This window comes from Mycoplasmopsis felis ATCC 23391, assembly GCF_000701865.1.
Taxonomy (GTDB): Bacteria; Bacillota_I; Bacilli_A; order Mycoplasmatales; family Metamycoplasmataceae; genus Mycoplasmopsis; species Mycoplasmopsis felis.
In genome coordinates this window covers 1-16423 of sequence record NZ_JNKA01000008.1, presented here as the reverse complement: position 1 = coordinate 16423, position 16423 = coordinate 1, and the positions used below count along the sequence as shown (strand labels likewise).

General features: G+C 23.0%; 13 protein-coding genes and 2 pseudogenes. 12 read left to right on the top strand and 3 right to left on the bottom strand.

Translation table 4 applies throughout. The features are described from left to right. Window positions 1-17: 17 nt before the first annotated feature. Entirely contained in the window at window positions 18-998 is a 981-nt protein-coding gene (asnA, locus tag T405_RS01445; protein ID WP_036430355.1) for an aspartate--ammonia ligase, read from the bottom strand. Window positions 999-1074: 76 nt separating this feature from the next. Between asnA and T405_RS01440 the strand changes: the two genes are divergently transcribed. From T405_RS01440 to T405_RS01400, 9 genes and pseudogenes are all read left to right on the top strand, one after another. Beyond that, a complete protein-coding gene (locus tag T405_RS01440; protein ID WP_036430353.1) occupies window positions 1075-2301 on the top strand; it encodes a replication-associated recombination protein A in 1227 nt (408 codons plus the stop codon). Next, window positions 2301-3251 carry a phenylalanine--tRNA ligase subunit alpha gene (gene pheS, locus T405_RS01435; RefSeq protein WP_036430351.1) on the top strand — a complete coding sequence of 317 codons (951 nt, stop codon included), beginning with the start codon at window positions 2301-2303 and terminating at the stop codon, window positions 3249-3251. Before T405_RS01440 ends, pheS begins: the two co-directional genes overlap by 1 nt. Next, window positions 3241-3945, top strand: coding sequence for a uracil-DNA glycosylase (locus tag T405_RS01430; protein ID WP_036430349.1), 705 nt, complete (start codon window positions 3241-3243; stop codon window positions 3943-3945). Before pheS ends, T405_RS01430 begins: the two co-directional genes overlap by 11 nt. Next, complete coding sequence (locus tag T405_RS01425; protein ID WP_036430347.1) at window positions 3917-6079, top strand: phenylalanine--tRNA ligase subunit beta; 2163 nt, start codon at window positions 3917-3919, stop codon at window positions 6077-6079. The genes T405_RS01430 and T405_RS01425 overlap by 29 nt, the downstream gene beginning before the upstream one ends. A gap of 7 nt (window positions 6080-6086) precedes the next feature. Further along, a complete protein-coding gene (gene glyA / locus T405_RS01420) occupies window positions 6087-7367 on the top strand; it encodes a serine hydroxymethyltransferase (RefSeq protein WP_036430345.1) in 1281 nt (426 codons plus the stop codon). Continuing rightward, window positions 7354-8595 (top strand): hypothetical protein, encoded by a 1242-nt coding sequence (locus T405_RS01415; RefSeq protein ID WP_036430343.1) that lies wholly within the window; start codon window positions 7354-7356, stop codon window positions 8593-8595. Before glyA ends, T405_RS01415 begins: the two co-directional genes overlap by 14 nt. Before the next feature lie 428 nt (window positions 8596-9023). Further along, on the top strand, window positions 9024-9344 hold the full coding sequence (locus tag T405_RS03835) for a hypothetical protein (protein WP_156951223.1): 321 nt from the start codon (window positions 9024-9026) through the stop codon (window positions 9342-9344). A 22-nt stretch (window positions 9345-9366) separates the two neighbouring features. Continuing rightward, a complete protein-coding gene (locus T405_RS01405; RefSeq protein WP_051619529.1) occupies window positions 9367-9834 on the top strand; it encodes an NfeD family protein in 468 nt (155 codons plus the stop codon). Window positions 9835-9844: 10 nt separating this feature from the next. Next, window positions 9845-10747: pseudogene (locus tag T405_RS01400) on the top strand (SPFH domain-containing protein). A 408-nt stretch (window positions 10748-11155) separates the two neighbouring features. On the opposite strand, the gene T405_RS03830 reads toward T405_RS01400, so the two are convergent. Beyond that, entirely contained in the window at window positions 11156-11326 is a 171-nt protein-coding gene (locus T405_RS03830; protein ID WP_156951222.1) for a hypothetical protein, read from the bottom strand. 515 nt (window positions 11327-11841) lie between these two features. Between T405_RS03830 and T405_RS01395 the strand changes: the two genes are divergently transcribed. The 3 genes from T405_RS01395 (at window position 11842) to rlmD (ending at window position 16154) form a co-directional block, all read left to right on the top strand. Beyond that, window positions 11842-14244, top strand: a complete 2403-nt coding sequence (locus T405_RS01395; RefSeq protein WP_036430339.1) for an exonuclease/endonuclease/phosphatase family protein — start codon at window positions 11842-11844, stop codon at window positions 14242-14244. A gap of 61 nt (window positions 14245-14305) precedes the next feature. Next, window positions 14306-14851, top strand: coding sequence for a 16S rRNA (guanine(966)-N(2))-methyltransferase RsmD (gene rsmD / locus T405_RS01390; RefSeq protein WP_036430337.1), 546 nt, complete (start codon window positions 14306-14308; stop codon window positions 14849-14851). After that, entirely contained in the window at window positions 14844-16154 is a 1311-nt protein-coding gene (gene rlmD / locus T405_RS01385; protein ID WP_051619528.1) for a 23S rRNA (uracil(1939)-C(5))-methyltransferase RlmD, read from the top strand. Before rsmD ends, rlmD begins: the two co-directional genes overlap by 8 nt. A 77-nt stretch (window positions 16155-16231) precedes the next feature. Here the strand turns inward: rlmD and T405_RS03995 are convergent. Next, a pseudogene (locus tag T405_RS03995) lies at window positions 16232-16423 on the bottom strand (hypothetical protein); the annotation flags it as partial.

The following is a 16423-nucleotide window of genomic DNA, read 5'->3' as shown; positions in this document are numbered from 1 at the left end:
TTTTCTGATTTATTTTTTTATAATAATTTAATTCCTAAAGAAGATAATTCATCACGATATGAATCTGGTCAATAACTTGCCTGAACTTCACCAATATGAGATTTTTCCAATAAAAACATACTTAAACGACTTTGACCAATTCCACCACCAATTGTTAATGGCAATTTATTTAATAAAACATTTTTATGATATGGAGATAGACTAATTAATTCATTATAAGACATTTGTGATTGTTTTAATATTGAATTATCATTTACTCTAATCCCCATAGAAGATAATTCAATTGCTTTATTTAAAACTTTAGAATATACAATTAAATCACCATTTAAATTTCAATCATCATAATCAAAAGCTCTATTTGAATGAACTAATCCTGATTTTAATTTATTTCCTATTTGATAAATAAATACAGCACCTTTTTCTTGAGTTATTAAATCTTCTCTTTGACTAATTGAATAATTCGGGTACTTATCTTCTAATTCTTGAGCTGAAATGAAGAATACTTCAGAAGCCAATTCATCATTAAGTTGTGGATATTCTTTAATTAAATACTGCTTTGTTTTTTTAATGCAATCATATATTTTATTAACTATGTTTTTTAAAAATTCATAATTTCTATCTTCATTTGAAATAATTCTCTCTCAATCTCATTGATCTACGTAATATGAATGAGTATTATCTAATTCTTCTTCACGTCTAATAGCATTCATATCAGTATAAATTCCTTCACCAACTTCATAATGATATTCTTTTAATGCATTTCTTTTTCACTTAGCAAGTGAGTGAACTACTTCTAAAGTGATATCGTTATTTTTAGGCGAAAAAACAACTGCTTTTTCACCTGATAAACCATCGTTTAAACCTGTAGATTTTTCTAAAAATAAAGGAGCAGTTGCTCTGGTTAAGTTAAGTTGTTTTTGTAAATTTTGTTGAAATATTTTTTTTAAATCTTGTATTGCTTTTTGCGTTTGTTTTGTGTTTAATTTTGATTGATACATAATACTGTATATTATACTAATTTTAAATCTTAAATATATTTAATTATTATAATAAACATAATATAATATAAAAAATATGGATAAAAACCTCGCTAATTTACTTAGACCTAAAAAAATGGATGATATAGTAGGACAAAATCATTTAAAAAGTTTACTAAGAGAAGTTATTGTTAATAAATTAACTTACAGTTTCTTATTTTTTGGTGAATCAGGAACTGGGAAAACATCAACAGCATTTGTTTTGGTTAATGAATTAGGATTGAAATATGGTTATTTTAATTCAACAATTAATTCAAAAAAAGATTTAATTGATATTTTAGAAAATTGTGATGCCATTATTATCGATGAAATACATAGATTAAATAAAGATAAGCAAGATATTTTATTATCATATTTAGAATTTGACAAAATTATAGTTTATGCCACTACCACAGAAAATCCATATTTTAAAGTAGCACCAGCAGTTCGTTCAAGAATGCAAATTTTACAATTTCATAAAATATCAGAAACAGAAATAATTCAAAGTTTAAGAAATATAATTAATTCACATTTTAATTATTTAAATATTAGCAATGATAATTTATTAAATTTAGCAAGATTTTCAAATGGTGATTTAAGAGCAAGTATAAATAACTTACAATTACTTGCTTTGTTAAAAAAAGATAATAAAGAAATTACACAAGAAGATTTAAAAGTTATTATTCCTAACATTTCATTTTACTCTGACATGAACCAGAGTGCTCATTATGATAATTTATCTGCTTTTCACAAATCATTACGAGGCAGTGATGTTAATGCTTCATTATACTATGGCTTTTTAATTTTAAAAACAGGAGATATTGATGGTTTATTTCGAAGAATGTTATGTGTAGCATATGAAGATATAGGAATGGCTAATCCGAATGTTGCTTTAAGAACACATAATGCTATTCAAGTTTTCGAAAGATTAGGTCTCCCTGAAGGCGAATTACCAATAGCAAATGCAATTATTGATTTAGCAAGTTCACCAAAAAGTAATTCTGTTGTTATATCAAGAGATAATATAAAGTTATTTTTAGAATCCGGTAGGATTTATCAAATCCCTAAACACTTAAAAGATTCACATTATGCATCAGCAAAAAAATTAGGTGATGGTATTAATTATTTATATCCTCATGATTATCATAAAAATTGAGTATCACAACAATATCTACCAAAAGAAATAGAAAATGAAATTTTTTATTTCCCGCAAGATAATAAACTAGAAAAAGATATAAAAAATTATTGAACTAAACTGAAAGAAGAAATTACAAAGGAGAAATAATGTTTAAACTAGAAGATATCAATACACTAGAAGATTTAAAGCAAGCTAAAGCGCAAGCGTATGGAAATAAAGGAGAAATTTTCGAATTACAAAATCAATTAAAAACTTCACCTATTGAATTAAAAAAAGAATTAGGTCAAAAAATAAATCTATTAAAAAAACAATATGAAGATTTCTTTGAACAAGCAGATTTAAGAATTAAAGAAATACAAATAAATAATAAAATTAATAGTGAATTTATAGACATTAGTGAACCAGTTAATAAACAAGGTTCTATACATCCAATTACTATTGTTGAAGAAAGATTAAAAGAATGATTTATACAACATGGTTATTATCAAAGACAAGAAGGCGAAATAGTTTCAGATTTATATAATTTTGAACAATTAAACATCCCAAAAGATCATCCAGCAAGAGCAATGCATGATTCACTATATATTGATAAAAATACTTTATTAAGAACTCATAACACAGGAATTACAGCAAAAATATTACAAGAAAATCCGAACAAAGAAATAGCAGTTTTTGCATTAGGTAAAGTTTATCGTAATGATGAAGATGATGCAACTCACTCACATCAATTTACGCAATTAGATTTTGTTTCGGTAGGAAAAGTTAGTTTTCCGAATCTAATATGAACATTAAAATCATTATTATCATATGTATTAGAAGAAGAAGTAGAAATCAGATTAAGACCAAGTTATTTCCCTTTTACAGAACCAAGTGTAGAAGTAGATGTCTTTTATAAAAATAAATGAATAGAAATCTTGGGTGCTGGAATGTTACATCCTAATGTTTTAAAATTAGCAGGTTATACAAACGATTATAATGGTTTTGCGGCAGGATTAGGTATCGAAAGAATAACTATGATTAAATATGGTTTTACTGATATCCGTGATTTATATAAAAATGATTTAAGAATTTTGGAGCAATTCAATAATGAAAGATAGTTTTTTAAAAATTTTACAATCAGAAGGTAAAAAATCATATTTTCAAAAAATATATAATTCCTTAAAAGACATAGAAACTCAAAACATAGAAATCTACCCTCATCAAATGGATATCTTTAGACCATTTGATTACTTTCAAGTAAATCAAACAAAAGTAATCATTTTAGGTCAAGATCCTTATCATAATGGATTTGCAGACGGTCTTGCATTTTCAACATATAAAAAACAAACTCCTCATTCACTAAAAAATATTTTTAAAGAATTATTAAATAATTATCCAAATACAGTAATTAAAACAAATTCTTTACAAGAATGAGCACAACAAGGCATTTTATTGCTTAATACAGTTTTAACAGTGTCAAAAGGTCAACCTAATTCTCATTATAATTTCGGCTGACAAAGTTTTACAAAAGAAATAATAAAAGAAGTTATTAATCAAAATCCTAATGTAATTATTGTTTTACTAGGAACTAAAGCATTAAAATTTTATAAAGAATTAAACTTAAATAATCATAATTCAAAAAATGTTTTGCATACCTCTCATCCATCGCCTTTTAGTTTTAATAAAGGTTTTAATGGATCAGAAATATTTTTGAAAATAAATCAACGTTTAAAAGAACTATCTAACGAAGAAATTAATTGAAATTTAACAAAGGAGAGCAAATATGATTCTTTCACTAAATCATTTAAATAAATTTTTACCAAAAATAAAACTAAATCATCTTGAAGTTGAAAAAGCACTTAATAATTTAGGATTTGAAGTTGAATCTAATCAACCTTTTTCAAACGTAGAAGGTTTATTATTTGGACAAGTATTAGAAGTCTTTCAAAATCCTAACTCTGACCGTTTAGATGTAGTTATTTTAAATACAAAAATAGGACAATTAACTATTCAGACAACTAATAGAATATTACAACCAGGTAATTTAATTGTTTGTTTTCCTGAAGGTTCTAAAAAAGGTGATACAACATTTAAAACAGTAAAATTAAAAGATTATCCTTCTCAAGGTATGATGGCTGCTTGATCTGAAATAGGTTATGATTGAACCTTGTTAGATCAAAAAGATCAACTATTAGTTTTACCTAATGATTTTGCAAATATCAATGATGATCCAATGGAAAAATTAGGGTTAAATGACTACTTAATTGAAATTTCAATTACAGCAAATAGAAATGATGCAAATTCTTATTATGTTATAGCAAAAGAATTAGCAAGTTATTTTAATACAGAATTTAATTTTGCACTTAGTGAACCTCAGAATACTTTTGAAAGTAAATTTAAAGCAGAAAATGGATTGTCAAACGGATTATCTTTTTTAGAGGTTAATGGAAATAAAGAAATATCTATATATGAAAAAACATTACTTGCTAAACATAATATTTCTTCATTATTTGATTGATCTGTTAATTTAACAAATTTAGTTTTAATTAATTTTGGTATTCCTGCTCACGTTTATAATACAAACAAATTAAAATCTAAAAATCTAAATAGTAATTTATACTCAGGAAATTTAAATATCTTAGGTAATAAAGAAGTTAATGTTTTAGATGTATTATGTATATACAATGATAATCAACCTATTTCTATTGCAAGTGTAATGGGACTCGAAAATACTAAAACAGATTTAAATAGCAATAACTATTTATTCGAAATCGGGGTTTTTGATCCAAAATATATTAGACATGGTTCAAAAGAAATTAAAATCACTTCTAATTCATCGAATCAAGGCTCTAGACCTATAACTCATTATATGGCAAATTTAGCAATGAAATATATTCAAAGTTATTGTTCTGAACTTGAAACTTCAAATATAATTAATGAAATTAAAGTCCCTAAAAATAAGATTATAAAATGAGATAAAGAAAAATTAAGTTTATATGCAGGTTTTGATATTTTAAATAACAAAAAATCTCAAGAGGTTATTAAAAAACTAAATGAACTTGGTTTTGAATTTGATAATGATAATATCATCATACCTGAATATAGATATGATATTAATTTATTTGAAGATATTATAGAAGAATTCTTTAGATTTTATTCATATGATAATTTTATTCCAGAACCTATAAGAAATTTACCTGTTATGATTTATAAAAATGATATTAGTAAAAAAATATTACAACATCAAGGTTATTCAGAAGTAAGGACTTTTTCATTAATTTCAAAAGAAAAAAATAAAATTAATGTCTTTGGTTTTGATAAAGATATCAATTTATTAACTTTTGTATCAAAAGAAAGAGAAAGTATTAGAAATTCAATTGTTACGTCATTACAAGAAGTAATTGAATACAATCAAAAGAGAAAAATAAATCAAGTTAATATTTTCGAAAAAGGAATGATTAACAATAATCATATTGTCTATGGTTTAGCTTCAACTACAAAATCATTTAATGAAATCAAACAAGATATTATTAATTTCTTATCGTTAGATATAGATTTTGTTCCACTAAAAGATAATTCATATATTCATCCAAATGTTTCTGCATATATATATTACAAAAGAGAATTAATAGGTTGAATAGGAAAAATTCATCCTAAACATGATGTTACAAATGGTTTTTATGCAGAGTTTTTTGATATAAACTTAGAATCAAAAATTCAATATGAAAATATAAACACAGAACCATTAAAATCTGTTGATTTAACATTTGAATTACAAAATAATGAATACATAAATCCAATCATTAAAGACTTAAAGTGCAGAGGAAACATTTACTCTATTGAACAAGTAGATGATTTTAAAAAAGAAAATTCTCATAATGTTACATTAAGAATTACAGCAGATAATCAAACAATAGTTAACTTAAACGAAAAATTTAATAAGTAGGTAAGTAATGTATAAAAACATTAAATTAAGTGATTCAGAAATACAAAAAGCAATAAATAGTGAATTAAAAAGACAACAAGAACATATAGAATTAATAGCAAGTGAAAATTATGTATCAGAAGATGTTCTAAAAGTTCAAGGAAGTATTTTAACAAACAAATATGGAGAAGGATATCCATATAAAAGATATTATGGTGGTTGTGAAAACGTTGACATTATTGAACAGTTAGCTATAGATAGATTAAAACAAATATTTGGTGTTAAATATGCAAATGTACAACCATATTCAGGGTCAGTTGCAAATGCAGCAGCAATAGCTTCAGTTGTACCAAGTGGTGGAAAAATAATGGGGTTATCCTTAAGTTCAGGAGGTCACTTAACACACGGTTATAAAATATCTTTTAGTGGGATTTTTTATAATTCTGTTTCATATGATTTATCAAAAGATGAAGTTTTAGATTATGATGCAATTCAAGAACAAGTTCTAAAAGAAAAACCTGATTTAATAATTTGTGGTTATTCAGCATATTCAAGAATTATTGATTTTAAAAGATTTCGAGAAATAGCAGATAAAGCTGGTGCAAAATTAATGGCTGACATTGCTCATATTGCTGGTTTAATAGCAGGTGGAGTCCATCCTAGTCCGGTTGGTTATGCACATATTATAACTTCTACTACTCATAAGACATTAAGAGGAGGAAGAGGTGGAATAATAATGACAAACGATCCAGAAATATCTAAAAAAGTAGATAGATGAGTGTTTCCTGGTTATCAAGGTGGTCCATTATTTCACTCAATTGCAGGAAAAGCGATAGGTTTTTATGAAACATTAACTCCTATGTTTAAAAAATATGCAACTGATATAGTTAAAAATTCTCAAATATTTTGCAATAAATTCAAAGAATTAGGTGCAAAAATTATAAGTGGTGGAACTGATAATCATTTATTTATGATTAATGTTCTACAAACATATAATATAACTGGAAAACAAGCAGAAGATTTATTACATAAAATAAATATCACTGTTAATAAGAATTCAATTCCATTTGACACATTATCTCCAAATGAAGGTAGTGGAATTAGACTTGGAACTGCAGCAATGACAAGTAGAGATTTTGATAAATGAGAACAACTTGCACTTATAATTCATAGATTGTTAAGTAATTATCATAAAATCCAAAACGATAAATTCTTTGCTAAACAAATAATTAACGATTTAAAAAAAGAAGTTAAAGAAATAACTAAGAATTATCCTATTAAGAAGTCATATTTAAATGAAACTAACTAAAATTTTGACTGCTATAGAGAATACTTCTTATTTAAGTCACACATTAAATGTTGTACATAATCAACAATTAAATAATGTATTAATTAATAATAATTCAGAAGAAATTATAAGCAAAATAATAAATGGAAAAGGTTTTTACCAAACAAGATTTCAAAATTTAACAGATTCTGAATTAGAAAATTTATTATTAAATTCTATAAAAAAATTAGATATAGATATTACAAAGAAAAATGAACTAATTTTTAAATTAAACACTGATAAAAAATTCCTTAAAGAAAACATAAATTTATTTAAAAATAAGTCCATAGAAAACATAATTTCTTATAAAAAAGAATTTAATAAAGAAGTAAAAAATAATAAACTAAGAATTAAAAAAGAAAGAATTAAAATTGACAGTGATAAAAATTATTATATTAATGCAGGAAGCGAATATGATTCAAAAATTATTTATGCAGAAATAAATAAACTCAAGGAAGAATATTCAACAATTTATAATAATATAATTCAATATCAAGAAGATTTACTAAAAATAGAAGAGCTTTCTAAAATTTTAAATTCCATACAAATAGCATTAGGTCTAGCACAAGCTGCTTTGTATATTGTTTCTATTTTTACTGGTGGTACAACAGGGATATTAGGTGGACTTTTAACTGCAGCATCAATTTCTATAGGTTTATACCAAAAATATCAATTATATCAAAAAGCAAAATTAGAAATAATACTCAAAGAATTCAATGATAAAAATTATGTTCATAATATGCTAACAAATTCTTTTTTTCATAACATATTTACCAAAAATCTAGAATCATTATTTCCAAAGAAACTTCAATCACACTTTTCAGGAATAGCAAATATAATTAGTATAGGTTTTAGTGCAGATTCATTGTGAAATGATATCCAATCAATAAGAAACAGAAGTAAAATAATTTTTGACTTCTATGAAAAAGTAAATCTAAATCACAAAAGACTTTTGAATTTAAAAAGTATAACTAAATTTGTTGTAGTAAATGAAACTGAACAATATGGTGAATATAATCAAGGTGGTTTTGGAGGAAGAAATTTAATATTTAAAAATATACATACAGATGAAGAATATACACTAAATGAACTTTTAAATAAAGATTATTTATTCCTTTATTATAATAATTTAACTGTTGTAAATGATAAAACAAAAGGGAAATATATAAGGACATTACCAAATTATTCCTTAAAGGATAATTTAAATTAATTATGATATTATCTTATTATATAAGGATTATTTTAACTATTATATTAACTTTATTTTCATTTATATTTTTAAAGAAAGCACATATACTAACAAGAAAAAAGTATAATGAACATTATATAAAAAATCCTAAAAAAAATATTTCATGAGCTGCAAAAACTTCAGTTCGCGATCTTACGCTTGTACCTTTTTCTTTGATATGCTTTATAACACCAATATTTATTCCTATAACTTTCTTTTTTAATTATGAATATAAATTGTTTTCAAAGTTTCAACTAGCATTTTTTATACTTATTTTTTTAATTTCTATTTTTGTCAGTTTGACTTCAATAATTTTTATTATTTTTGATTTTTATATAGCTGAAACGCCTACAAAAAGGCTTTTATTTAATTATTTAAAATTATCTTGTAATAAGTTATATCAGTTGATAATGAATGAAAAAAGTATATCTTTTCAAAATCTCAATTCGACATATTTATCTCGTGAAACAGAAATTATATATTGAAGATTTATATCTAGTTTTAAAAATCCAACAACTCCAAAAGAATTGGATGAGTTATTTGATGCAATATTTAATTTTTACAAAAGAAGAAAAGATAGATTCTTTCTACCTGTTGTTGAAAATACAATATATGAAATACACTATAAAAATGATTTTAATATAAAGGAATTTAAACTATATATTAAAAAAGATTTAAAAACATATTATAAAAGAGAAATAGAAAAGTATCGTGACAATTTATTTACTTAATTAAAAAGGAAAGGAGATTTATATGTGAATTTTTATGATTGTATTTTGATCAATTATAATTTTATTGTTTATTTTAGTAGAAATATTTACAACAGGAATTTGATCTGGAATGACTTCATTAGTTGCAATACCCTCGTTATTTATTAGTATATTTATTAAATCCAATGAATGATGAATGATATTAATTCAAGTTTTGTTATTTATTATTTTATGAATAGTACTTTATTATGGAGTATATAAAATTTTAAAGAATAAAATAAAATATGGTCAAAAATTAGAACAAATGATTGGTATAGATTTTCAAAAGAAATATATTTTACAAAAAGAATCAAAAGAAATAATTTTTAGTAATGAAGATTACGGATTAATAATTATTAATGGCAAGAAATTTAGAACAATTTCATATGAAAAACAAGGAATAATACAAAAAAATACAGAAGTATTTATAAAAGAGATTAAAGGAAATATTTTTTATATAGAAAGAGTATAAAGGAGAACAAATGATAGGTTTAATAATAGGTTTATCAATATTTGGAGTTTTATTAATTTTATTAATTTTAGTACTAATTAAGTCCATAAAAAGAATTAATCAAACAGAATTTTTAGTAATAGAAAGATTAGGTAAATTCCATAAAGTCCTAGAAAATGGTTTAAGAATTATTGTACCATTTCTAGATAAAGTAGTTAAAAAAAGTGATTATAAAGAAAAAGTAATTGATTTCCCGGAACAAGATGTAATCACTAAAGATAATGCAGGAATTAGAGTAGATACAGTAGTATACTTACAAATCACTGATCCAAAAGCATATGCTTATGGACATGAAAGACCGTTGCTTGCTATTGAAAATATTGTAGCTACTACATTAAGAAACTTATTAGGTGAATTAGAACTTGATGAAACTCTTACATCAAGAGATACAATAAATTAAAAATTAACTTTAATTCTAGATGAAGCTTCAGATCCATGAGGTGTAAAAGTAAACAGAGTTGAAATTAAAAATATTACTCCTCCAAAAGAAATTTTGATTTCAATGGAAAAACAAATGCGTGCAGAAAGAGAAAAAAGAGCAAATATCTTACAAGCTGAAGGATTAAAAGAAGCACAAATTTTACGTGCAGAAGGTGATAAAGCAGCTCAATTATTAAAAGCTGAAGCAGATCGTGAATCTGAAATTTTAAGAGCACAAGGACAAAAAGAAGCTATAGAACTATTGAACTCATCTAAAATTTCAAATGAAATACTAGTTTTAAAATCATTAGAAGAATTAGGTAAATTATCAAATGGTAAAGGAACAAAAGTTATTTTACCTCCTAATTTAGCAGATATAGCAAAAACAATGACTGTAGCATCTACTGTAGCAGTAAATTCTAATACAGAAGATCAAGATAATTTTACAAAATAGTTTTTGATTTTTTTAAATACTTATTTTATAACAAAAATAACTATATTATTTTTTAATAATATTATAAAAGTATATTATCTTTTAAAAAAGATGTAATACAGTTTCTGCATTACATCTTTTTTTTAATTAAGTTATCAAATTAATTATGAAAGTTTACAAATTTCTCTAATAATAATTATTCATTTAAAAGATAAATTTCTATATTCAAATATATTAGTAATAACACATACATTATTGCATGACTATCTTCTGTTTTTAGTTTTACTTATTTAAAAAAAGATTGACTAATATTTTTATTTTCAATAAAGTCAAAATAGACCAGGAAAAATATTCAGATACACCGAATATTTTTCCCACTTTAAAGTCTCTTTGTTTTTTTAAGTAAACTTTGATTTATATTGGATTTTACTATATTGATTTGTTCCAGAGTAATTTTAGATTTTGAATAAAGTTTATTCAAATTATTTCTATTGTTTCATTCAAGGTATTAATATCTAAAGAATTAGCTAATTTTTTAGCACTCATTTTATTATTTAAAAGGTTTAATGGCATTTTGTTTTCAATTATTTTTGAAGACAATATTTCATTTTAAATAATAGTTCATTATCATTTTTATTTAATTTAACATTTTGATTTGTATTGAAACTATATTCATAAAATTCACAATCCCTGAGACAGGTTCAACCAAATCTAAATATCATTTTTTAATATTTATTCTACTTTCTACATTTAAGGTGTTCGATTTAATATCTTTATATAATAATTTTACAGCACTTCAGAAAAGAAAAATAAAATTATTTTCTAATACAAATATTTTAGTTTTATATTTAAATTTCTATTAAAAATTTTTCAAAATAATCATAAAACTAAATGTTAATGAAAATTTTAATAAATATATTTCATAAATTGTTTTACTATAGTTATTATTTATACTATAATAACAAAACAACATTTTTATATATTTAATTTTAATATTTTAGTTATTATGGAAAAAACTAAAATAATTTCACAATTTAATACAAAAAATGATGTAAATTATAAAGTATTTAATCTTTAAAAAAATAAAATAATATAATTTTTATATTGGAGTGATAATGTCTAAAATAAAAAAAGCGATATTTTTAAATTCAGTTATATCAATAACAGGAGTATTTGTTTTATCTGCAAGTTGCACTAAACAAGAAACAAAAACTATTGAATCAGAAGTTAATAATCAAGAATTAAAAAATTTATTTACTATTGAAGATAACAAGCAAACTGTTAGTTATTTAAATTCTCATATTGAAACTTTTAGTGATGTAATTTTTAAAGATAACGAAGCTGTTTTAAATAATGATTTAAATATTAAAATTAAACTTAATAATACAAATTCAAAAATAAAAGAATATCTTAAAAGTAAATTAAATAATTTAAAATGAAAATGAGATAAAAAACAAAGAAACTTATTAGTTAAGTATTTAATTAATAACCAAGAATTTAATCAAGAAATTACATTAAACACTAAAATAATTGATGAAGATACAAAAAAACTAGAAAAACATAATATTGAACCCTTTAACATAAATCAACTTAATTTATACAATTTAATACAAAAAGCATTTTTATCAAAAAATAATTCAGAAAATTCAGATAATAAAGGAAAATATATTTATTATAATGAAACAAACAATAGATTAGGTTTCATAGGTTTTGATAATGAGGAGAATAATTTATTTTTAGAATTAAAAGATAATCAAACAAAAGAAACAATTATTAGTTCAAACGAAAATAAAAATTTATATGAATATGATTGAAATGAAGAATCTAATAAATTAAAAATTTATTACAAATTAAAAGATGGTGAAGATCTTTTATTCCAAGAATTTCTAATAGAAAAAAATGATTCAGATAATGAAGATTCAGAAAAGGAAATAAGAGAACCATTTGTTTTAATTAATCAAAATATAGATGGTGTTTTAGAATTAATAAATGAAGCATATTCATATAAAGAAAATTCTGAAAGAGAAAATAAATATAAAAAAGGATTATCTTTATACTTATACAAAGATGGACATTTAGGTTTTAAAGGTTTTGGAAAAAATCCAAATAACAAATTGATTGAATTTAAAGATTCATATAATAACGAAAACATCCAAGGAACTTTCCAAGGAAGTACTAAAGATTTTGAATATGATTGAGATAAAGAGGCCGGAATCTTAAAAATATTTTTTAAAGAATCAGGTGATAATAAAAAACTATTTCAAGAAATTAATTTAAAAAATATAAATAATTCAAAAGATGATTCTGTTAATAAAGAACAACCATCAACTCCGAAAACACCTAAAGAACCAATCAAACCAATTGATAATGAAGAACCTACTTTATCCGAACCAAACACAGGTTCAGATTTAAATTCATATCAATCAAATAAAACAGTATTTGTTAGACCACCTTTTGGAGCAAGATTTAAGTTAAAAAATAATACTAAAGCTCCATCAATAATTACAATTTTTGATCATCTAGATAGTCCAGGCAAAACAAGTAATTCAAGATATATAGAAGGAAATGTTGAGCACCAAACATTAAAAGGTGGTAAAAATGGTTCACAAGAGTTTTCAGAGTTTATAGCAATACCTCAAGTAATGAATTACTTCAAAGGATTAGCAAATGAAACAAATTCATTAATAATGTTTGGTGGGGATACAAATATTGACGCAAAAAACTTTCATTTTGATAATGTTTTTCCAAGTAATATAAATAAAGTAACTAATTCATTAAAAAAAGATTATTATACTTCATTGAATACAAAAGGTGGATATGCAAATCCGTATGATAAGATGTATTATATAAATGGTGAAGATGAATTTTATGATACAGTTTCAGATACAGATAATCGAAATATTAAGTTTAAAGTAGATATTTACAAAGCATTCGAGGAATTTAATATAACTAACAATCCTGAGAATTTTAATTGATGAACAAGGAATAATTCAAAAAACTCTAATATTCGTTCTAAAATTTCAGATCATGCACCTATTTTTACTGATATTAAATTAAAACATACACATTCAACATCTACATCAACAACTAGTTTTTATCCTAAAGAAAATAATACTTTAAGAATTTCACATTGAAACATTTTAAATTACGGAAATAATAATTCAAATTATGAAACAGAAAAAGATTTAAAAATTCTTTCTATTGCTTCTATTATAAAACAATCTGGTTTTGATATAACAGGTTTAACTGAAATAAATAATGGTGCCGGTGATTCAGTAGATTTAATTTTAAAAGAATTAAATAAAAATAATGGAAATTATAAATCTATTAAACAACCAGTGAATGATACAGAATGAGCAGGTACTGCTTATAAACATTTTGATGGTAATGCTCAAGAACAAGTAGTTATTATTTATAATGCTGATGTTTTAGTTCCAAGAAATTTTGAAAAAATAAACCAACCATCTGCTACTTTCAAAGAATTAATTGACTTATATGGTACCATAACTGTAAAATAAATAAATGTGTTAAAATAAAAACAACAATAGTTGTTTTTATTTTAATTTTTTGTGAGGGAGTATGTTAAGAATAATAAGCGGAATATATAGAAGTAGAAAAATAATGGAACCTGATTTAAAAATAACCAGACCAACGACTGACAAGGTAAGAGAAGCTATTTTTTCATCATTACAATTTAAAATAAATGATAAAAGTTGTTTAGATTTATTTTCAGGTTCAGGAGCAATGAGTATTGAGAGTATCAGTCGTGGTGCAAAAATATCATATGCAATAGAAAAAAATAGAAATATTCATCATACTCTTGTTTCTAATATAACTTCTTTAAATATAAAAGAAAAAATACTAACTTTTAATACAGATGCACTTTTGTTTTTAGAAAACAATCAAAAACAATTTGATTTCATTTTTTTAGATGCACCGTTTAATGAATATGATTTAGTAAACAATACTTTATTAAAAATATATAATAAACAAGCACTAAATCAAGATGGTGAAATAATTTTAGAAACAAATAATGTTTCTAAAATTATTATTCCTGATGGTTTAAAAATATATAAACAAAAAAGATATGGAAAGATAGATATACTATATATTTGTTATGAATAAAAAAGTTATTTTAAAATGTTCTGAAATAAGTTATGAAGGTTTAGGAGTTTCAAGGGAATTCAGTAAACCTATTTTTGTACCAAATTTTTTTATAGATGAAATAGCAGAAGTCATAATTACAAAAGAATATAGCAAATATGCTTTTGGAAAAGTAAATAAACTTATTATAAAATCTAAACATAGAAATAATAATGAGTTATTATGTTTTAATAGTGCTCCATTAATTAATCTTTCTTATAATGAACAAATTAAACAAAAATCTACATATCTAATTAATCTATTAACTAGAAATCTAGGTATAGAATCAACTTTAATTTCTAACTTTGTACCTTCATCTGAAATCTATAATTATCGTAATAAGGCAAAGTATCCTTTATATAACAAAGAAAATAAATCATATTTTGGTGAATATATTAACGATTCTCAAATTATCAATCAAAATCAAGATAACTTAATTCAAAATAAAGAAAATTTGAATGAAACATTAAGAATAATTATAAATAAAATAAATAACTATACTCAAGAGTATAAGAAATATAATAATTTAAACTTCTTTAAAGAAATAACATTAAGAATTAATAACAAAAACCAAACACAGGTTCTAATTAAAATACATAAAGAATTTGATATTCCTAAAACCTTATTAAATGATTTATATGATATAAATAACCTAATTGAATTAAATATTCAAAAAGAAGAATCTATTTTAAATTTATTTCAAAAAGAACCTTTTATAATGAAACTTAATGATATGGATTTTAAAGTCAATATTGATTCATTTTTTCAAATTAATGATTTTATAAGTTCTGAAATTTTTAAATTAATAAAAAACAAAATTAAAAAATATAAATTTAAAACATTTATTGATTTATTTTGTGGAGTAGGTGTTATTTCACAATTATCTTGTGATATTAATCAAAATATAATTGGTGTTGATATAACTAGATCTTCTGTTCAGAATGCAATATTAAATGCAAAAAATAACAAATTTACTAATTTTAAATATTTAGTTGGTGATGCTTTTGAAAAAATAAAACAAGAGAATATAGACTATACAAATTCATTAGTTATAATAGATCCACCCAGAAGTGGTTTGAATAGTAAATTAATAGAGTGACTATTAAAATTTAAATATATTGTTTATATATCTTGTGATCCGAGAACTCTAACAAGAGATTTAAAACAATTCCTCTCATACAATTTTAAAATAAATTATATTCAAGGTTTTGACATGTTTCCGAATACTTTTCACATCGAAACAGTAGTATTTCTGGAAAAAGATAATATGAAAATAGGTTTATAACACATATAATAATTTTCCAAACATTAATATATTGTTTAATAATAACTACTGATAATATTTTGATATATTAAATATAACTATAAAAACATTTTTTTTAATAGTGCTTCTTTAATTTGTTTAAGTTTCTTGAGTTTGGATTGGTAGAGATCGAGGAGTGTATCAATCTTACTGAAGAAATCTCCGATTTTTTGTTGTTCAGAAAAATTTCTTGATATTAATATTATATTATCTTTTAACTGATTTGAATTCATACTCGGGATACCGGCTTG